The following is a 19,726-nucleotide window of genomic DNA, read 5'->3' as shown; positions in this document are numbered from 1 at the left end:
GTATTACTAATTCGTTCATTTTCTATAATAATATAAATTCAATCGGTAGGAGTTATCTCTTGAAATAGTTCCTTTTATTCCGTATAGTAATCCTATAATGACCGGTCAGTCATAATTGTTAGTTGAGAAGGAGTGAACGTAGTTTGAAGAAACTGATTCAGTTTTCATTGAATAATAAATTCGCAGTCTGGTTGTTAACAATTATTGTTACAGTTGCGGGTTTGTATTCAGGATTCAATATGAAAATGGAGACGATCCCGAATATTAATACGCCTTTAGTCTCTGTTACGACAGTTTATCCAGGTGCACCTCCAGAGGAAGTATCAGATAAGGTGTCAGAACCTATTGAGAATAAGGTGGAAAGTCTTTCGGGAGTAAAGGTTGTTAGTTCTTCCTCATTTGAAAATGCATCGAACATTCAAATAGAATACAACTTTAGCAAGAACATGGATGAAGCAGAAGATGAAGTGAGGGAAACCCTTCAAAGTCTTCAGCTACCTGATGAAGTACAGGATCCAGACGTATCCCGTCTGAGCTTTAATGCGTTTCCTGTTATGTCTTTAAGTGTTTCTGAAAAGGATAGTTCATTAACAGAATTAACACAAAGAGTAGAAGAAGATGTTCTTCCTGCCATTGAAGCAGTCGAGGGAGTTTCTTCCGTCTCTATCGCGGGTCAAGAGATTGAGAAAGTATCTATTTCTTTCAAAGACGAACAGTTGGAAGAGTCAGGTCTTGACGAGGAAACGGTTAAGAACATTATCAAGGGGTCCGTTGTAACGATGCCACTTGGCCTTTACGAATTTCAGGAATATAAGAAAGCAGTTGTAGTGGATGGTAATGTTTCTACACTTGACGATCTTAAGAATTTAGAAATTCCAGTTATTCCATCACAAGAAAGTAAGAGTGGAAATCAAGTGCCGGAAGCTGGCACAAATGAAGGGTCTTCTGGCAGTGGTATGAAGCAAGATCCAGAAAGTACTAAAACAGCTTCAACCCCTTCCGTTTCTACAGTTAAGCTAAAGGAACTGGCGAATATAGAATTAGTAGGTGAAGCAGAATCGATTTCACGTACAAACGGTAAAGAATCTATTGGAATCCAGGTTACGAAAACGGCTGATGCCAATACGGTTGACGTTGTAAACGGTGTGAAGGATAAAATTGCTTCACTTGAAGATAGAAACAACGATGTAAACATTGTGACCATATTTGATCAGGGTGAACCAATCGAAGAGTCAGTAAGTACCATGCTGAATAAAGCTATCATTGGGGCGATATTCGCAGTTCTTATTATTTTGCTATTCTTACGTAACATTCGTTCAACCATTATCTCAGTCATTTCAATACCATTAAGTCTATTAATAGCCCTTCTAGTATTGAATCAGCTTGACATCACGTTAAATATTATGACGCTAGGGGCTATGACAGTAGCGATTGGCCGAGTGGTGGATGATTCCATTGTGGTAATCGAGAACATCTATAGAAGAATGGCGATTAAAGGTGAAGAACTGAAAGGAAAAGAACTAATTACTGCAGCAACTAAGGAAATGTTCATTCCTATAATGTCTTCAACAATTGTAACAATTGCAGTGTTTCTGCCGCTTGGGTTAGTTCAGGGGCCGGTAGGAGAACTTTTCTTACCTTTCGCACTTACCATTGTGTTCGCACTGCTTGCTTCGCTACTTGTAGCCATTACGATTGTTCCTGCTTTGGCACACTCCCTGTTTAAGAAGGGATTAGTGAAAAAAGGATCAGAAAATGAACAGAAGGAAGAGGGCAATAGTCGTCTAGCAAATGTCTATAAGAACATATTGAATTGGACGCTAAATCATAAGCTCATTACATTCGGAGCAAGTATCCTATTATTAGTTGGAAGCCTTTTTCTTGCGCCAATTGTAGGAGTAAGCTTCCTGCCATCTGATCAGCAGAAAATGATTGTTGCGACATATAATCCTGAGCCAGGACAAACAACGGAAGAGATTAACGATCTCGCTCTTGAGGCGGAAGATTACTTCCTTAAAAAGAAAGATGTTACTACAATTCAATACTCGGTTGGAGGAGAAAATCCTATGAATCCGGGCGCTAGTAACCAGGTTCTTTTCTTTGTTAGTTATGATGAAGATTCTGAGGAATTTGAAGAAGAACGAAAAGATGTACTTGAGGATTTGAAAGCGATGAATAAGACTGGGGAATGGGGCTATCAGGATGTTTCAGCTTCAGGCGGCAGCAACCAGATCACCCTTGTAGTGAATGGAGAGACAATGAGCGATCTTGGTCCAGTTGTTGATGATGTCACAGCAGTTCTTGAGAAAGAAGAAGATCTCACTAATATCAGCTCTAGCATTTCCGAATCCTATGATCAGTTCACAGTTGTAGCTGACCAAGAAAAGCTAAGCAAACTCGGCTTAACGGCAGGTCAAATTGGAATGGAGCTTCGCAACACAGGTGAGGCACCAGTTCTGACAACTGTCGAGAAGGAAGAAGAGGAAATCAACGTAGTCCTTGAAGTGGATAAGAAGACTTTTGAAGATAAAGCTGATCTCGAAGATACGTCACTCTCATCACCTCTTGGGTTAGATGTGTCACTAAGTGATGTGACGACAATTGAAGAAGGGAAATCAGCGAATACAATCACGCGTCGGGCCGGTAAGGTATATGCCAATGTAACGGCTGAAGTGCTTGATGATAACGTAGGTAAAGTATCAGCAGATGTTCAAGAAGCGATTAATAAAATGGATTTACCAGATTCATCTGAAGTTACGCTTGGTGGAGTCACTCAAGATATTAATGAGTCATTTACACAGCTTGGACTTGCGATGGCTGCTGCTATTGCCATTGTTTATTTAGTACTTGTTATTACATTTGGAGGCGGCCTTGCTCCTCTTGCGATCCTGTTCTCTCTTCCATTTACCATTATCGGTGGTCTTGTTGGATTATTAGTAGCAGGAGAAACAATCAGCATATCTTCTCTCATTGGAATGCTCATGTTGATTGGTATTGTTGTTACTAATGCCATAGTATTAATCGACAGAGTTATTCATAAGGAAAAAGAAGGGCTATCAACTAGAGAAGCGCTGCTTGAAGCTGGTGGAACTCGTCTTCGTCCAATACTCATGACAGCTCTTGCAACGATTGGTGCATTAGCACCACTTGCGTTTGGGTTGGAAGGTGGAGCACTAATCTCAAAAGGTCTTGGTGTAACGGTTATTGGAGGGTTAACAAGTTCGACCCTACTTACGTTAATCATCGTTCCTCTTGTGTATGAATTCTTCATGAAGTTTAGCAGGAATAAAAGAAGCAAATAGAGAATAAAAAGCGAGGTCTCATCTTTTGAGATCTCGCTTTTGTTAGATTTTATATTTAGAAATATGCAATCCTGACAATAATTCCAATCTCGAAGTGTACAAATTGTTGGTTTCGGGAAACAATAAATTATCAATCTTAAATAGGAGACGTGACAATGGATAAAGTAGAAAGTATGTATGTTGATTATTTTCATGAACGTCTTGAAGAAATCGGCGAAAAATGGACAAAACGATTACAAAAACTTGTTGATGAGAAGGAAGCGACAGATACTGCTGTTCTTCAAGTACCTGAATTAAAAAAAGAAATCCAAGCGTTTTGCTCAGATTTCGTGAAGCAAATGATTTTTCTTGAATCCAATAGTCGTGATGTGCAGGAATGGGCAGGGAGAATTGTCGAAATCTTTGCTTATCATACGTTTTCCCTTCAACAATCAGTTGCGAGTTTAACGTATTTAAGACAAATTCTCTGGGATGTGATGGTAGAATTTAGCGCACAAGAAGATCAGCTTATTGAAGCAAGTCGACTTGCTGAGTGGGGAAGTTATATGAATAAATCATTCGATCTTCTTCTTCATAAGGTTACAGTTTATACGAATCAGTTAAACGAAGAACAAATATCAGCTCAGAAAACCAAAATATCTGAATTAAGTGTTCCTATTATTCCTGTTTCAAAAGAAATTGGAGTTTTGCCATTAATCGGTACAGTTGATACGCACAGAGCAGCGCTCATACAGAGTAAGGGAATCGAGCAAAGTTCTGCACTGCAGCTATCTTATCTCGTAATTGATTTATCTGGTGTGCCGGTAATGGATACAATGGTAGCCAACGAAATATTTCAGTTGATTAAAATGCTTGAACTCTCAGGAATTGAATCCATTCTTACGGGAATTCGTCCTGAAATAGCACAGACTGCTGTTAATTTAGGTATCGACTTCACGAATGTACACACCTACGCTCACCTACACCAAGCCCTTAAAGCCATTCTATAGAATATGATTGAGGTGTTTATGAAGCAATTGATAATCACCATGCTTGAGAAGAAAGAGAGCTAGAATATAATTGCTATGTCGTTTAAGAATACTTACTCGAAAAAGAAATTGTTTAGCGAGTTTCCGATATGGGAGCTTCTTTACTTTAAACACGTGATCCACAAGTGACTGAGTTTCCGCTAATTTCAATGCAACATCTCTACACCAGGCTCTTGTAACATTGTCTGTTGGCATGTTTGTTGGGAGATGCTGGATCGAAATTCGGAAAAGGTGAAGCTGTTCCTGATAACGAATAATTTCTTTTTGAATCGGAATATTTACCTTCATCATAGTTCGAATACCTGGCTACTTTCTATCAGATTTTAGTATATAAACGCTGTAATGTGTTGATTATACGGCTAACGAATCAGATGGTCAATGGGTACAAAATGGGAAGTTAATAGAATAAGGGTAGGAAGAAAGTAGTGTTCTTGGTGAAGAACGATAATGGGATTACATGTATTTGTTAGATACAAAAGCCTGAACGAAAATTCGTTCAGGCTTTTTATATCGTGGCATGTAGGATATCTCTTACGCCCAGCTATTAATACCGGTTAAGTCGGAGTAAATTGAATCTGGTTCGAGAGCCAATTTCTCAACAGGCTTTTCATTTCGATTAATCCATGCGGTGTGAAATCCGAAGTTCTTAGCTCCTGATATGTCCCAACCATTTGAAGACATGAAGAGAATGTTTTCTCGATTAAGTTCAAGTGAGTCGAGAGCATGAGTGTAGGAAGCTGGTGTTGGTTTATATTGATGAATGTCATCAGCACTAATAATGTGATCAAGATAATCGGCAAGAGGTGACTGTTTCACTAATGGGTCTAGCATGTCATGTGACCCATTAGAAAAAATAGCTAGGGTCATTCCTTTTTCTTTTAATTCTTTAAGTACTTGTGGAACCTCTTTATAAACCGTTAGCTCTTTGTAAGCATCCAAGAGCGTCTCTTCATTTTCTTGACTTAACTCTGCACCAGCATCAGCTACCGCATAGCGAAGTGCATCGCGAGTCACAGTCGAAAATGGACGATATTTCCCCATCATTTGTCTAAGGTAGCTATATTCTAATTGTTTTTGACGCCATGTTTGGCTAATCTGGTCACCTTTACTTGGGAATAGTTCTTCGCATTTTTTTGTAACTGAGAATACGTCAAATAAAGTTCCATATGCATCAAATACAAAAGCCTTTACGTTATTCATCTGATTCCTCCTTATAAAATGTGAACTGAACTAAGTGTTCCATAAATAAGGAAGCGGATAAACTTTTTTGCTCAAAATGGGCAGATTGTCGGTGGTACATTCGCTGGTGAATATAGGAAAATGATGCTAGAATAAATGTTAATACTGGATAGAACTTGAGGGGGATAACATGAAAACTGAATCACAATCGAATTGGCTAAAAGAATGGGGAACTCCTCTACTATTTGCAATAATTCTCGCATTCGTCATCAAAATGTTTTTTGTTGCTCCATATATCGTCGAAGGTGCTTCGATGGATCCAACTTTGCATGATGGTGATCGTCTGTTAGTTAATAAATTTATCTCATATGTACAAGATGAACCTGCGCGTGGAGATATTATCATTATTAAAGATGTAGAAGCTGAAAAGCATTATGTTAAACGAGTGATAGGATTGCCTGGTGATACGGTTGAAATGAAACAAGACAAATTACTAGTAAATGGCGAGGAACTTAATGAACCTTACCTTTCTAGTAATCGTAGTGATGCAGAGACGATGGGAATGCATTTAACGGAAGACTTTGGTCCAGTGAATGTACCCGAGGATCAATTATTTGTTATGGGAGATAATCGCTTAAGAAGTATGGATAGCCGAAATGGTCTTGGTAAAATAGAACTTGATGAAGTCGTTGGTAAAGCGGAAGTGGTGTGGTTTCCGTTCAAAGATGTTCGATCAACGAAATAAGCTATGACAAGGAGAGTGTTACACTCTTCTTTTTTGTTACCGTTTTGAAACAGTTGAAATGGAACGTTAATCGTCTTTTTTCACCTATAATATGGAAGTGTTTCCATCTAAGAAGCTATTGTTTTTGGTTAAGGACATGACTATATAGCCTAGTCTAGTAAGGGTTAGTGAGAAATATAATCGTATTTTTATTAAGGAGAAGATTGGAATGGATTTCCGCTACAGGAAGTTATTACGGTCTTTTAAACTAGTATTCCTGTGATAATCTCGTGTTGTAAGAAATTTCACCAACTAGGAGGAATCACATTGAAAAAATCAATTATTCTAGGTGTCACAGCGGCAACGGCCCTGTTGGCAGCAAATCCAACTACAAGTTCTGCGAGCACAGGTGACAATCAGTTTCACGCAGAAGTGAAGGCTCATACGTTTGAGGTTAAGAACATCAGCGAATTCCAATCGATTATTGAACGATTTGAGAAACAATACAATATTTCTATTCAAGGTTTGGATCAGCTTCAGCAACAGCAGCTACAAGCTGAACAGCCACAGCAGAAGCAAGCTCCTGCTAAAGAACAAGCACAGCCAGAGCAAAAGGAGCAAGCAACACCATCAAAACAAGCACAGCCAGAGCAAAAAGAGCAAGCAGCTCCATCAAAACAAGCTCAGCCAGAAGTACAAGAGCCTAATAAAGAACAATCAAAGCAGGAATCTTCTCTATCTGAATTTGAACAACAAGTTGTTAATCTTACAAATCAAGAACGTGAAAAAGCAGGACTTCCTGCACTAGAAGTAGATTCTGAATTGAGTAAAGTAGCGCAGGCAAAATCTGAAGACATGAGAGATAATAATTATTTTGCACACAATAGCCCAACTTACGGATCACCTTTTGATATGATGAATCAGTTTGGTGTTGAGTATCAAACAGCAGGTGAAAACATTGCTAAAGGGCAACAAACACCTGAAGAAGTAGTCAATGCATGGATGAATAGTGAAGGTCACCGCAAAAATATTATGAACGGTAGTTTTACTCATATTGGTGTAGGCTATGTTGAAGAAGGTAACATCTGGACACAACAATTTATCGGTAAATAATAGATTACTTTCCCCATCCAAATAGGATGGGTTTTTTCTAATGTTTGTTGATTCTTTTAAGTCCTTCACGCTTGCTGAGTGGTGCTAGTTCTTCTTGTTTGATAAACTTTTCAACCGCTGCAGGTTCAGTCTTAGAGTATTCTCTTAGAGCCCACCCGATCGCTTTCTGGTGGAAAAATTCTTTGGACTGAGAATGGAGACGGATATAGCGTTTAAGTAGCTCGAAATCAGTATCAGACTTGTAAGAGATTTGAAAGATAATTGCGCTTCGGTTTAACCAGAGGTTAGGGCTCGTAATCCATTTCTCGGTTATCGCTTTTATTTTGTTAGGGTACTGTCTAAAATAGGTGCCTGCACTTTGAACTGCGAGACTATCGACAGTGTCCCACCAAGATTTAGTGGTGATCAGGTCTTCAATTATTTCAATATACCCTTCAGGGAACTCTTTTACATAACCTAGCAAATCGAGAGCGGCGTTATGATATTCTCGTTCATCTAAACTCCAAAGGTTGTAGAGTAAAACTTGTAAGTTATGATGATCAGGAAATCCATGTTTTCTAATTGCTTGTTTTACAGCTTTTCTCCTTTCAGGTGTTTTGATGCCAAGAAAGGGGAACTGATTTCGCATGTACTTTTCCATTTTTTTAGCCTGAATTGGGTTTTTAAATGAAAGAAGTTCGGTTTGTATAGTTGTCGTGTTTATCATCCATTTTCACCTCCATCCATTATTTTACACTAGAAGTAGATGAAGTTGTGTTAAAAAGACATAGAAAGAGGCGCGTCAATAGACGCACCTCTTTCGCTACTAGAATAAGGAGGTTTCCCGGGGGAGGGAAGGGATGTACTGCTTTATCAATTGTTGGAATACCAGTGTGCTTTCCGGGTTGAGAGAAAGCTTGTCTGGATTGACTACAGTATAGCAGGATTTAGGTTTCAATCGGCTATTATGAGTTTTTTTTGATAAGCATTACATAAAACCACTTCATTGTTACAATTCGTTACATTCGAGTGATCATACAGTTGATTTTACAGACGGGACAAACCGTTCATGAAATGCCTTATATTTACTTGAAATACTGGATGCCGAAGTGCCATATTTCTTGGCAAGTGCACTTTGACTCGCAGATAAACCATAGACTTTAGCACCTAAGTATTCGAGTGATGCAGCAAAGATTGATGCTTTTCGAACAACTGGTTTTTCTTCTTTGCTATATTGCTTCCAGAATGTAAGCACCTCATTAATTTGATCATGAGAAAATTCGTCACTAACGTTTTCAGTCAACAATTTGGCAATCTCAGCATCTTCTTTTCTTGACCATATCATGTCAATTGATTCATCAGATTCGTCTGAGCCATTTCCATGCTTCACGATTTCGCTTAAGATTTCTGGGAAGTCGCTCTGCATCATTGTACGCACGCCATTTGTTGAAGTTTGTTTCTCGAGCTTTTCTTCAACCATTCTCATAGCGTCAGGGTCAATTTTAAGAAGCTCGATAAATGGCATTGCTCCATTTTTGACAGGGAGCAGTATGCCTGCTAAGCTTTCTCCTCTAGAAACAATCATTTCTTCATGCAAGAGGATACTAATTGGCTGATCAGAACTAAATTCTTTTACGACTGCAGTGTGTCCTGATACTTCTTCCACCGTATAAATCGACATATACGCTTCTCGCCAGTTGTTAACTGTTTCTTTAACATTGTCGGATGAGAAGGAATGTGAGAAGAGCTGAATGTATTCTTTCACAATTGTTTTATTCCACTGGTTTACTGCCTGGTGGAAGATTGCCCAAGGGAAGATACCGTGCATATAGGCTTCTTCGAGATTTTCTGGGATGTCATACCGGTTGAACAAATCATTTGCGAGTGACACCATCTTTTGGTCGTGCTCACTCATAGCATATTCAACTAGCTGTGCTTGAATGGTGTATAGCTCCTGTGTGTAGAGCTGTTCTACTAATTGATCCTGTGCATTTTCAGATGTCATACAGCATTTTTTATATTTTTTGCCGCTGCCACATGGACAGGGATCATTTCGCTTTGTTTTTTGCAATGTTGCTTCCTCCTTCAGGTCAACCTTATTCGAGAATAAGAGACGAATGATATTTTAGCATATAAATGGAGGGAAGCACAAAAAATGTTCCCAAACCAGGCTTTCATTTCAAGAAGTACTGGTCTATTGTTCCTCTTTTGTAACGGGAAATTGAACGGTTACAGTGGTTCCAATACCTACTGTACTATCGAACTTGATTGACCCATTATGATTTTCAATAATCTTGAAACTAGATAAGAGGCCAAGCCCTGTACCTTCCTCTTTTGTTGTATAAAAAGGTTCACCTAGTGTTTTAATTTTGTGCTGTGGAATGCCAACACCTTCGTCTTCAATCTTTACGATGATTACATCTTCTTCCTTTGATAATCTCAAAGTAACATTTCCGCCTAGTGGCATTGATTCTATTGCGTTCTTAATTAGATTAATAAATACTTGTTTAAGTTGGTTTTCTTCACCGAATAATTGGTAATCTTCATTTGAAAAGTCCTTTATGAAAAATACATTATAGAGAGATGCCTGTGTACTGAGCAATTGCACAACATACGAAAGAAGGGTGTCAATTCTAAAAGATGATAACCGCTCTGCCTGCGGTTTTGCAAGAATGAGAAGATCTTTAATAATTGAATCCATTCGATCAATTTCAGATAACATAATTGAGATGAAAGGTGCTTTATCGGAAACAGATTCATCTTGCTCCAGTAGCTGGATAAACCCTTTTACGGATGTAAGTGGGTTGCGGATTTCATGTGCTACGCTAGCAGCAAGTTGGCCAACTGCTGAGAGTTTCTCTGTTTTCAAAAGAGCTTCTTCTGTTTGTTTTTTATCAGTAATGTCCATAAATGCTGCCATAATCCCATTAATCTTACCGTCTTTATCCTGTATAGGGGCGGTCGACAAAGCTGTATAAACAAGTGAACCATCTTTCCGTTTTCTTCTCACTTCTTTATTAACAATATGACCATGTTCAATGATTTCGGGAATCGTAATGTCTTTCTCCCCCTCAGGAACGATCTGGCTCTTTTTACCTATAATTTCGTCACTACGCCAACCAAATATTTTCTCAGCAGCTGGATTCCAAAGACGTATGTTAGCCTCCATGTCGAGTGCAAGGGTAGCGATTGGTGAGGCGCTTATAATAGCTTGGATTAGTTGCTTGGCTTCCCACAGCTCCTTGACAGCTCTCTTTCTTTCCGTGATGTCACTTGTCTGGATAATGGTTGCAGCCTCATCTTTAAATATAATAGGAATAAACGTTGATTCCACATCAATAATTTGATCATTTGAACGAACTAATTGATATTCTACAGTTTGTGGCTCACTGCTTGGATCTGCTTCCATTTGTTGGAGTATCGCTCTAATCCGCTTCGTATCCTCTGGATTTACTACAAGCGATAGTTGTTTTTTGTGAAGGTCTTCGAGTGTAGGAATGCCAATGATATCAAGACCGGTTTGGTTCGTGTAGTTAACTTTACCTTTCTGCATAAGGGATATTCCGTAAGGCGAGGATTCCACAAGTCTTCTATAACGTTCCTCACTCTCAATTAACTGCTTTTCCATCTCCTGGTTCTTTGATAGTAGGTGTTTCAGGAGAAAATAAAGAAAACCACAGGTTAGAAGAATGAAAAACCATCCTTTAAAAATGCCTATTTGTCTATTTGATAAGAAATCATGTGATAAATTATAAAGTAATGTATCAGAAAGTAAGATCCACAAGGAACCGAAAAGAAAATAGTTCCCAATAATAATCCACGGTATTGATCTTGTTTGAATTTGCAAGACGTTTTGTCCTCTCTATTTAGCCTCTCTCCCTATTCTACAGTTGTCGTATTGGATTTACAAAATGACATGAGACGTATGGAAAAAAATTTAGGTAGAAAGTAGCGAAAAAAGGTGGTACATTTATAGCTAGGACTATTAACACACTTAATTTTCCTTACTTTTCTTATGAATATTGACCGTCTATCTTCCTACCTGCACTACGAATGGTTTATGAATGTGGTGGAAGAAGGAGAGACTACTTGAAGGAGATAATAGTTTATGAGTGAAGAAATTACGTCGAACCGTCAAAGTCGATATAAACCAAAGAAGAAACGAAGCTTATTGCGAATAACGTTATTTATTCTATTATTTACGATCGTAGGTATTGCTGGCTACGGTGGTTATCTTTACTATAAAGTGTCGAGCGTTTCCGATCAATCTATGATGCAGCCTACTCGTGGAAATCAATCAGATCTAAGAAATAGCGCTGTTGACATGGGGAAAGATCACTTTTCAGTGCTATTGTTAGGTGTTGATGATACAAAAGATTCATCAAATGGACGAAGTGACGCGATTATGGTTGCCACGTTTAATCAGGATGATAAATCGATGAAACTTCTAAGCATTCCTAGAGATTCATATGTAGAAATTCCTGGAAGGGGCATGGACAAGATTACACATGCTCATGCATATGGTGGTATTGATTTAACACTCAAAACAGTAGAAGGATTGCTGGGGATTCCAATTGATCAGGTCGTTCGAGTGAATTTCAAAGCATTTAAAACGGTTATTGACGAACTCGGTGGAATCGATATAACGATTAAAGAACAATTGATTGCTGATCAACTCTACAAAGAGTCAAAAGGAAAAATCGACCTTGAAGTAGGGGAACAAACGTTGAATGGGAAAGAGGCCTTAGCATTTGCTAGGACAAGAAAAGCGGATTCTGATTTAAAACGAGGTCAACGACAAATGGAAGTCATTACAGCAGCTATTGATAAAGTAAGCTCACTTTCATCTGTTCCTAAATACGGTGATGTTGTTGATCGAATTGGTGAAAACCTTACAATGAGCTTTACTTTTAGAGAAGCGCTTGGTTTATACCCATTCATTTCTAAATTAGATTCAATTGAACAGCTTCAGTTAACAGGGTATGATTATCAGCCAGGTTCAACCTATTATTTTCAATTAGACAATCAGTCATTAACGACAGCTAAAACAGAGTTGCAAAGTCATTTGAATTTAACTGATCAGATGGTTGAACAAAACGATCAAATGAATGCGATGGACGATCAAGAAACTGAAACAACACCATAGGATGAAAAAGCAGACTCTTGAGAGTCTGCTTTTTTGCTGTTTTCTTAGACCATGTTTCTTTAAGTGTTGATTGATTTCCGCTCCAGGATGCTCGCTTTCCGCGGGGCGGGCGGTGAGCCTCCTCGGCGCGCTTAAGGCGCGCCTGTGGGGTCTCACCTGTCCCGCTAATCCCGCAGGAGTCGAGTACCTTCCGCTCCAATCAGCTAAATGTGGTTTTTTAATCCAAAACCTCTTTCAAAAAACAACAACTTTCTAGGAAAGACCTTTCTTTTTCACGATTACCTAAAAGCTATTAGGGGAAGGGAATAAGAGAACTAAGAAAGGAGAATAATGCTAATGACTGGAATTTCATTTGCAAAGAAGTTAGGGAAAGAGATTGGAGAGGATCGTGTTACGAGTCTTGCTGCTGAGCTTGCTTACTATTTCATGCTCTCTATCTTTCCTCTATTAATATTAGTGTTATCGATTCTTCCATACCTGTCGATTGACAAGCAACAAGCTATCGATTTTCTTACTAAATATGCACCAGGAGAAATCGGAAGCATTTTGCAGGATAACGTAATATCGATTATTAGCGAACCTCAGGGAGGTCTATTAACGGTAGGTATTCTTGGAACGCTGTGGTCTGCTTCAAATGGTATGATGGCTCTTATGAGAGCTCTTAATCTGGCATACGATGTTGATGAAACAAGATCTTTCATTAAGGCTCGTCTGTTATCAATTCTTCTTACAATTGGATTTATACTTGTATTTATTGTAACTCTTGTCCTACCAGTATTTGGTGATGTCATTATTAACGAGATGACAACAGCACTAAATTTACCTGAATCAACTGAGATACTTTTCAGAGTACTTCGTTGGGTGCTAGCTGTTGCTATTATGGCAAGCATACTAGCGGCGCTCTACCATTTTGCTCCAAATAAGAATTTTCCATTTAAGGAGGTTTTTGTTGGTGCGATTGTCGCTACAATTGGTTGGCAGATTATTTCCTTGGCATTTTCTTTCTATGTAAGCAACTTCGGAAATTATTCAGCAACATATGGTAGCCTTGGTGGAGTGATTATTCTTATGTTATGGTTCTATTTAACCGGCATCATTCTTCTTGTTGGTGGAGAAGTTAATGCTCTTCTTCATAAAAGAAGAAATGGTGTAACAACGGAAGAAAGTAATCAAATCGGGTTTTAATCTGCTGAAACTATAGGAAGCTGGATTAAAAAAGTAGTTCCGAGCATGGGACTGCTTTTTACCTTTATTGTACCTCGATGATTTTGAATAATTTGCTTGCAAAGGAATAGGCCTAGACCTGTTCCTTTCTTCTTTGTTGTAAAAAAAGGTTGAAATAGCTTGGACTTAGTCGTGTCATCCATTCCGCTACCATTGTCACGAATATGGATATCAATAGTATGCAATCGTCTAAAAACTGATAACGAAATTGCGCCATTCTCTTGATCTGCACATCGTATCGCTTCTATACTGTTTTTGATCATATTGAGAATCACTTGTTTCAACTGTCCAGGATCAATCATGACAAAGAAGGGCTGAGAAAGATTGTTTAGGTTAGTAGATAACGTACATTGGTTTAATGTAGCTTCACTTTGATATAAGAGCAAGATGTTCCTTAAGAAGGGGACAATACTAATTTTTTCTAACGTCTGCTCCTTTGGGCGTGCTACATTCAGAAACTCTTCAATTAACCCATTTGTTCGATGGATTTCTGAGAGAAGGAGATCAGCGATATCACTTTTTTGCAATCGATCTAAATCAGGTTTTATCAGTTGGAGAAAACCTTTCATGATGGTTAATGGATTTCGAATTTCATGTGCTAAGCCCGCTACGAGTTGATTCACCATTGTGAGTTTTTTATTCTCATAAGAAAGTGTTGCAAGTTCTTTGAGTACGTCTTCATACTCATCTATAGAAAACGATTTCGAATTGTTATTTGGAGTAATGAATAAGGTTTCACCAATTTTAAATTGGGATTGATCCACTTACTGCACCCCTTTCATCTACATATCCTTATAGCTATACCTTACCATCCTCAAAACGCGAAGATTGAATGTTTATGGAAAATTTTCAATGTTTTTTTGTAGAAAAAAGTGTGATTGTGGAACAGAAAAAAAGAGCCTGCAACTGCAGGCTCAAATGCTCTATACTGGTTGATAGCCAGCCTCTTCAATTGTTTGCATGATTGCAGAAACCTCAACAGCTTCTTCATCATACACAATCGTTACCAATTCTTCTTTCAAATCTGCGAGTGCCCGTTCTATTCCGTTTAAGGAGAGAAGAGCAGACTCAATTCGTTGTATACAATCTTCACTCTTCATTCCAGAGACAGATACTGTCATTTCATTCATTAAATTAAACTCCCTTCAACCTTACTAAAAAACACTTTACCCTTAAAAAGGGGAGTTTAATCTTAAGCTATTCCGTTTTGTTTGGAGGTGTCTCATTAGAAAGTTGCTCTAATGATTTAATTTTACCGTGAGGATTTTGTGCTTCTTTCCGTTTACGGAATTGTCTTTCACGCTGTCCTTTGGATTGGCTCATCGTTTATCACCCCTTTAAATGAATCATTATTAAGGTGACCATTTCAGCTTGAGCTTAATCACTGCAAATTTTGGTTATGGAGTTGCACAAAAGAGTAACCTTTTTTTTGAAGAATTGGGACTGCTTGTTGCAGCCCATCTGCTGTTCCACTATCAGGTTGATTCATGTGTAGAAGGGCTATATCACCAGGTTTCGCTTTAATGAGAGCTTGTTTAACCTCATCACTGGTAAAAGTAGCACCTGCATCTCCTAAGATAGTATAGTTTACAATCTGAATACCGAGTTCATTAGCAATTTCAACAGCAATATCATCATAATATGCCGTGCCTGACCGGAATAGAGTTGGTTTAGTACCTGTATACTCTGCGATTTTATTCTCATTTTTCTTCATTTCAGCGACAACTTCCTCAACTGATGTAGTACCAGTAATGCCCCATGCTGATTGACCATTTACTGATAAAGGTAAATGGTGTGTACCATGGTTTTGAATTTCAAATAAAGGGTTATCTGCAAGCTTTTTAAAAAGTGTTGTATTCTCATCAATCCAACGTCCGTTCACAAAAAGGGTTGATGAAATTTTCTCGTTTATTAAATAAGTAATGAGTTCATCGTCTACTGAACTTCCGTGTGGACCGCCACACGCATCAAAAGTTAATGCGATTTCTTTTTTTGATGTTTCAAAGCTATTCAGCACACCTGTTACGCGCTCGCCCCATTCTGAAGGCTTGCGGTTGTCATAGGAGGCCATGATCTCTGCTATTTGTGTTTTAGAATAAGGAATGTCAGAGGGAATCTTCCTAATAATGGGTTTATTTGTTGAAGGACTATGTAACATAACTGATTTATACTGGCACCCTGATAATATAAGTATAGAGAGTATTAAAGCTGTTATTTTATACATTTGCATCACCAGTGAAATCATATCATACAAGATATGGGCTTAGAGACAGAGATGAAAAAACCTCCACAAATTTTGTGGAGGTTTTATATAGAGATGTTTAATTGACGCTTGTCGTGGCTAATCGGCGCCTTCCTTCAATCCGAACACAAAGACCGTGTTCAAATTGAATAGCTCCAGCGCTTGTCAGACCTAAACGCCCACTTTCGCTTTTCGTTAGATCCAGCTGCAGTGGCCAGACCCTCTGTCACTTCACCCTTCAATCCGAACACAAAGACCGTGTTCAAATTGAAGGGTTCCAGTGCCTGACGGGTCTAATCGGCCACTTCCGCTTTTCGTGAGATCCAGCTGCGACTCGCAGAAACTGCGATATTTCACTCTTTCACCGGAACACAAAGAACGTGTTCCAGTTCAAGAGCTCCAATATCTACGTTTCTAAACGCTCGTCTCCGCTTTTCTAGATCCCATGTAAAAAGAAATTTACGAAGAATAGGCTTGCTATGATGTACATAGGGACTGGGACTTCTTTTGCTTTTCCTAGTGCGATTTTGAGGAATGGATAGGCGATGAAGCCGAATGCGATGCCGTCTACGATGCTGTAAGTTAGGGGGATCATGACGATGATTAAGAACGCAGGAAATCCTTCGGAGAAATCCTGTAGTGAGATGTTCTGAATCGATGTAATCATTAATCCGCCTATTATGATGAGTACAGGCGCGATGGCTGAGTCTGGAATAATCTTAAAAACCGGAATGAAGAATAGGGACGTTAAGAACAATAATCCTGTTGTGATGGATGTTAGTCCTGTTCGACCTCCAGCTGAAATACCAGATGCGCTTTCGACTGTTGAGACAGTAGGGCTTGTGCCGAACAGACCAGATGATATAGCAGAGATGGCATTCGCTTTGTATGATTTATCAAACTTGGATTGATCTGGGAGCAGTCCATGAAGGAGTCCCATGTTCTCGAACACTAGGATCATGGCCATTGAGAATGTGGCGATCCAGAATGGAACGAGAAGAATATCGTCGAATGACATCGCGCCAAAGACTGATCCGTATGAAGAGAAAGAGAAGCTCTCTTGTTTCCCTGTTTCAATTAGTCCAAGTGACCATGCTAAAGCTGTGCCTGCAAGCATGCTAATCAAAAAGTGTCCTTTGACATTTCTAATAAACAGAATAGCTGCTAATGCCAGTGTCACAAGCGCTGCAATAACATGAGCGGAACCTAAGTTTCCCATTTCAACGAACGTTGATTCACTTGAAACAACGATGCCACCTTTTTGTAGTCCAATAAAGGTAAGAAATAACCCAATGCCAACTGTTATCGCTTCTTTAAGCGAACGTGGTATTGCCTTCGACAGGACACCTGCAAGAGGTGTAAAAGCTGTAATCGCAAAGAGCACTCCAGCTACGAAAACAGAAGCGAGCGCAACCTGCCAGCTCAGTCCCATCGATTTAACCATAGTATACGTAAAGAATGCATTCACGCCCATACCTGGAACTAGGATTATGGGGGCATTTGCATAAAAGCCAATTAACAGGCAGCCGACCACTGACGTCAGGACAGTTGCAATCATTCCTGCTTCGAAAGGAATTCCTGCATCAGCAAGGATTGACGCGTTTACTGCTGCGATATAAACAATTGTAAAAAATGATGTAATGCCTGCAAGAATTTCTTTCTTCAGTGAAGTATCGTGAGCCTGAAAATCAAAATCAATTTTCTTTTTCACTTTATTCCCTTCTTACTTGTGTTTCCCTCTCCCACCCGTGTATTTGATCGAAATCAAATCACCAATAAATTAGTATATCAGAGCAATGTGTTTTTTTATAGTGGAAAAAAACGTAATGACCGCTTTACGTCCCTTTGTTAAAATTAAGAAAGGTACATAATTTGTATGGATGAAAGAAGGCTTTTCTATGCGTAATACGTTATCGGCTCTTCAATGGGCAGTTTTTATGATTGCAGGATCAATTGTAGCACCGGTTGCCATCGCAAGCTTATTCCAGTTGGATCCAGCAATGGCGGCAGGCTTTGTGCAAAGAACGATGTTTGTACTTGGGGTAGCAGCTATTCTTCAAGCAACGCTTGGACACCGCTTACCAATTAACGAAGGACCTGCGGGACTATGGTGGGGAGTGTTTGTCCTTTATGCAGGGTTAAGTTCAGCACTGTTTGGTTCGAAAATGGAGACGTTACAAGCCCTTGAGCTTGCTATGATTGCAAGTGGACTGATTTTTATTCTATTAAGCGCATTGGGAATGGTGGAGAGACTGTCTCGATTGTTCACGCCAGTTGTAACAGGAATTTATCTTCTCTTACTTGTTGCACAGCTGAGCGGATCCTTTCTAAATGGCATGATGGGAGTAGGTTATTTAAAAGAGGGAATTGATCTTAGAATAGCAGGGTTGTCCCTATTTCTTGTTCTCGTATCGATCTGGTTCTCACGTTCGATGCCAGCGATTATCCAGCAATATTCGATTTTAATTATATTAATAATAGGATGGATTCTTTTTGCAATTCTAGGTTTAGCGAAGCCTGTTACGGTTCCTGAAGGAGGATTTGTTCAGCTTCCAGAAATTTTTGCGTTCGGTTTTCCTGAATGGAATTCTGGGATGATTGTTACAGCTGCACTTGTGACACTATTGCTATTAACGAATATGATCGCAAGCATTCGAGTTGTTGAAGAAGTTCTAGCTAGACTTTCGAACACGAAGCCAATGGGCAGATATCGCCAAGCTGGCTTTGTATCTGGTATTAATCAGCTACTCGGAGGTGTTTTTTCTGCAGTTGGAAGTGTTCCGATCTCTGGAGCAGCAGGTTTCATTATGACTACAGGATTAAAGCGGAGGCTTCCGTTTATAGTCGGAAGTGGTTTTATAATTATCATAAGCCTGTTTCCGGCACTGATGGCATTTTTTGCAGCATTACCTGAACCTGTTGGTTATGCCGTTATCTTTATCGTATTTGTGAATATGGTTGGAATTGCGTTCAATGAGTTTAAGAAAGATCATTCTGAAGGTAAATCATTTGTCATAGGTATTTCCTTCATGGTCGGAATAGGAACAATGTTTATTCCTCCTGAAGCCTTTCAGAATGCACCACCCCTTACAGCATCGCTTTTAAATAATGGATTAATTCTAGGCTCGATTACAGCGATTGTTACGGAGCAAATCATGAATAGAAAGAAGCGGGAAGAAAAGTCTATCAGTGATTAGCACTACAATGTCTTATCCTCTAATCGTGTTATAATGAAAGTATAATAGGGAAGGGGGAGTGTTGTAATGAGAAAGTACACTAACGTCCTAGTTGCATTTGATGGATCTGACTTGAGTATGAAGGCCCTCAATGAAGCAGTTGCAATGGCAAAGGAAAACCCCACTCTTCAAATTGATGTGGTTACAGCATTAAATCCTACAGCCCAAATCAGCTCAGCTGTTGTTTATGCGAGCATTTTAAATGAATTAAGAAAAGAAGCGGTCGACTTGTTGAAAGAAATAAGTGAGGAGCTTCATGAACAGCTCCCAAATCATGTCGTACGGACAATGGTACTGGAAGGAAATCCAGGCAACGAAATTGTGAAGTATGCCGATGAACATGAGCGTGACCTTATTATTATGGGTAGCAGGGGTTTAAACGGTTTAAGAGAGTGGTTTCTCGGAAGCGTAAGTCATGCAGTACTTCAACGTTCTCATTGTCCCGTTCTAATTATTAAATAAAACCTCACGTCCAAAGGCTCTTTTCTAAAAGATTGTTGCTTTTGAAACAATTATTGAATAAAAAACCACACTTAGCTAATTGGAGCGGAAA

Annotated in this window: 18 protein-coding genes; 8 read left to right on the top strand and 10 right to left on the bottom strand. The window is 39.1% G+C overall.

Annotation, left to right across the window (positions count from 1 at the left end; translation table 11 throughout):
* Positions 1-143 precede the first annotated feature (143 nt).
* Both FBF83_RS04345 and FBF83_RS04340 read left to right on the top strand, forming a co-directional pair.
* Positions 144-3,302, top strand: coding sequence for an efflux RND transporter permease subunit (locus FBF83_RS04345; RefSeq protein WP_136945889.1), 3,159 nt, complete (start codon positions 144-146; stop codon positions 3,300-3,302).
* A 155-nt stretch (positions 3,303-3,457) separates the two neighbouring features.
* Positions 3,458-4,291: an STAS domain-containing protein gene (locus tag FBF83_RS04340; RefSeq protein ID WP_136945888.1), complete on the top strand. Its 834-nt coding sequence runs from the start codon at positions 3,458-3,460 to the stop codon at positions 4,289-4,291.
* On the opposite strand, the gene FBF83_RS04335 is transcribed toward FBF83_RS04340, so the two are convergent.
* Positions 4,286-4,621: a hypothetical protein gene (locus FBF83_RS04335; RefSeq protein WP_136945887.1), complete on the bottom strand. Its 336-nt coding sequence runs from the start codon at positions 4,619-4,621 to the stop codon at positions 4,286-4,288. The genes FBF83_RS04340 and FBF83_RS04335 overlap by 6 nt on opposite strands.
* Positions 4,622-4,861: 240 nt before the next feature.
* Positions 4,862-5,530, bottom strand: coding sequence for a haloacid dehalogenase type II (locus FBF83_RS04330; RefSeq protein WP_136945886.1), 669 nt, complete (start codon positions 5,528-5,530; stop codon positions 4,862-4,864).
* Between the two features lie 169 nt (positions 5,531-5,699).
* On the opposite strand from FBF83_RS04330, the gene lepB reads away from it, so the two are divergent.
* Entirely contained in the window at positions 5,700-6,254 is a 555-nt protein-coding gene (gene lepB, locus FBF83_RS04325; RefSeq protein ID WP_136945885.1) for a signal peptidase I, read from the top strand.
* A 306-nt stretch (positions 6,255-6,560) separates the two neighbouring features.
* The gene (locus tag FBF83_RS04320; RefSeq protein WP_136945884.1) at positions 6,561-7,346 is read left to right on the top strand and encodes a CAP domain-containing protein; all 786 of its coding nucleotides are present in this window, start codon (positions 6,561-6,563) and stop codon (positions 7,344-7,346) included.
* Between the two features lie 37 nt (positions 7,347-7,383).
* Here the strand turns inward: FBF83_RS04320 and FBF83_RS04315 are convergent, their stop codons facing one another.
* The 3 genes from FBF83_RS04315 to FBF83_RS04305 form a co-directional block, all read right to left on the bottom strand.
* Positions 7,384-8,052, bottom strand: coding sequence for a DNA alkylation repair protein (locus FBF83_RS04315; RefSeq protein ID WP_136945883.1), 669 nt, complete (start codon positions 8,050-8,052; stop codon positions 7,384-7,386).
* Between the two features lie 306 nt (positions 8,053-8,358).
* Positions 8,359-9,396: a YecA family protein gene (locus FBF83_RS04310; protein ID WP_169525171.1), complete on the bottom strand. Its 1,038-nt coding sequence runs from the start codon at positions 9,394-9,396 to the stop codon at positions 8,359-8,361.
* A gap of 123 nt (positions 9,397-9,519) precedes the next feature.
* Positions 9,520-11,172, bottom strand: coding sequence for a PAS domain-containing sensor histidine kinase (locus FBF83_RS04305; protein WP_136945881.1), 1,653 nt, complete (start codon positions 11,170-11,172; stop codon positions 9,520-9,522).
* A 261-nt stretch (positions 11,173-11,433) separates the two neighbouring features.
* On the opposite strand from FBF83_RS04305, the gene FBF83_RS04300 reads away from it, so the two are divergent.
* On the top strand, positions 11,434-12,471 hold the full coding sequence (locus FBF83_RS04300; protein ID WP_136945880.1) for an LCP family protein: 1,038 nt from the start codon (positions 11,434-11,436) through the stop codon (positions 12,469-12,471).
* A gap of 336 nt (positions 12,472-12,807) precedes the next feature.
* Positions 12,808-13,656, top strand: a complete 849-nt coding sequence (locus FBF83_RS04290; protein WP_420875108.1) for a YihY/virulence factor BrkB family protein — start codon at positions 12,808-12,810, stop codon at positions 13,654-13,656.
* On the opposite strand, the gene FBF83_RS04285 is transcribed toward FBF83_RS04290, so the two are convergent.
* The 5 genes from FBF83_RS04285 to FBF83_RS04270 all read right to left on the bottom strand — a co-directional run bounded on the left by FBF83_RS04285 (position 13,653) and on the right by FBF83_RS04270 (position 17,648).
* Positions 13,653-14,459: an ATP-binding protein gene (locus tag FBF83_RS04285; protein ID WP_136945877.1), complete on the bottom strand. Its 807-nt coding sequence runs from the start codon at positions 14,457-14,459 to the stop codon at positions 13,653-13,655. The genes FBF83_RS04290 and FBF83_RS04285 overlap by 4 nt on opposite strands.
* A 159-nt stretch (positions 14,460-14,618) precedes the next feature.
* Complete coding sequence (locus tag FBF83_RS04280) at positions 14,619-14,825, bottom strand: heavy-metal-associated domain-containing protein (RefSeq protein ID WP_136945876.1); 207 nt, start codon at positions 14,823-14,825, stop codon at positions 14,619-14,621.
* Between the two features lie 67 nt (positions 14,826-14,892).
* Positions 14,893-15,018 carry a DUF6254 family protein gene (locus tag FBF83_RS21105; RefSeq protein ID WP_240687968.1) on the bottom strand — a complete coding sequence of 42 codons (126 nt, stop codon included), beginning with the start codon at positions 15,016-15,018 and terminating at the stop codon, positions 14,893-14,895.
* A 58-nt stretch (positions 15,019-15,076) separates the two neighbouring features.
* A complete protein-coding gene (locus FBF83_RS04275; RefSeq protein WP_240687967.1) occupies positions 15,077-15,919 on the bottom strand; it encodes a polysaccharide deacetylase family protein in 843 nt (280 codons plus the stop codon).
* A 454-nt stretch (positions 15,920-16,373) separates the two neighbouring features.
* On the bottom strand, positions 16,374-17,648 hold the full coding sequence (locus FBF83_RS04270) for an NCS2 family permease (protein WP_136945874.1): 1,275 nt from the start codon (positions 17,646-17,648) through the stop codon (positions 16,374-16,376).
* Between the two features lie 187 nt (positions 17,649-17,835).
* Here FBF83_RS04270 and FBF83_RS04265 point away from each other — a divergent pair, with 187 nt between their 5' ends.
* Both FBF83_RS04265 and FBF83_RS04260 read left to right on the top strand, forming a co-directional pair.
* Positions 17,836-19,134, top strand: coding sequence for a purine/pyrimidine permease (locus FBF83_RS04265; RefSeq protein ID WP_136945873.1), 1,299 nt, complete (start codon positions 17,836-17,838; stop codon positions 19,132-19,134).
* Between the two features lie 66 nt (positions 19,135-19,200).
* A complete protein-coding gene (locus tag FBF83_RS04260) occupies positions 19,201-19,635 on the top strand; it encodes a universal stress protein (RefSeq protein WP_136945872.1) in 435 nt (144 codons plus the stop codon).
* The last annotated feature ends 91 nt before the right edge of the window (positions 19,636-19,726 follow it).

The sequence above is a fragment of the Guptibacillus hwajinpoensis genome (assembly GCF_005144865.1).
Lineage (GTDB): Bacteria > Bacillota > Bacilli > Bacillales > Guptibacillaceae > Guptibacillus > Guptibacillus hwajinpoensis_A.
The sequence above is the reverse complement of the archived record's forward strand: the minus strand, read 5'-3'. Positions and strand labels throughout refer to the sequence as shown.

What these genes read in the sequence shown, in the direction of transcription:
- lepB (WP_136945885.1), top strand. Translation starts at nt 5,700, where the DNA reads ATGAAAACTGAATCACAATCGAATTGGCTAAAAGAATGGGGAACTCCT.
- FBF83_RS04260 (WP_136945872.1), top strand. Translation starts at nt 19,201, where the DNA reads ATGAGAAAGTACACTAACGTCCTAGTTGCATTTGATGGATCTGACTTG.
- FBF83_RS21105 (WP_240687968.1), bottom strand. Translation starts at nt 15,018, where the DNA reads ATGAGCCAATCCAAAGGACAGCGTGAAAGACAATTCCGTAAACGGAAA.
- FBF83_RS04330 (WP_136945886.1), bottom strand. Translation starts at nt 5,530, where the DNA reads ATGAATAACGTAAAGGCTTTTGTATTTGATGCATATGGAACTTTATTT.
- FBF83_RS04280 (WP_136945876.1), bottom strand. Translation starts at nt 14,825, where the DNA reads ATGAATGAAATGACAGTATCTGTCTCTGGAATGAAGAGTGAAGATTGT.
- FBF83_RS04315 (WP_136945883.1), bottom strand. Translation starts at nt 8,052, where the DNA reads ATGATAAACACGACAACTATACAAACCGAACTTCTTTCATTTAAAAAC.
- FBF83_RS04275 (WP_240687967.1), bottom strand. Translation starts at nt 15,919, where the DNA reads ATGTATAAAATAACAGCTTTAATACTCTCTATACTTATATTATCAGGG.
- FBF83_RS04340 (WP_136945888.1), top strand. Translation starts at nt 3,458, where the DNA reads ATGGATAAAGTAGAAAGTATGTATGTTGATTATTTTCATGAACGTCTT.
- FBF83_RS04290 (WP_420875108.1), top strand. Translation starts at nt 12,808, where the DNA reads ATGACTGGAATTTCATTTGCAAAGAAGTTAGGGAAAGAGATTGGAGAG.
- FBF83_RS04335 (WP_136945887.1), bottom strand. Translation starts at nt 4,621, where the DNA reads ATGATGAAGGTAAATATTCCGATTCAAAAAGAAATTATTCGTTATCAG.
- FBF83_RS04265 (WP_136945873.1), top strand. Translation starts at nt 17,836, where the DNA reads ATGCGTAATACGTTATCGGCTCTTCAATGGGCAGTTTTTATGATTGCA.
- FBF83_RS04300 (WP_136945880.1), top strand. Translation starts at nt 11,434, where the DNA reads ATGAGTGAAGAAATTACGTCGAACCGTCAAAGTCGATATAAACCAAAG.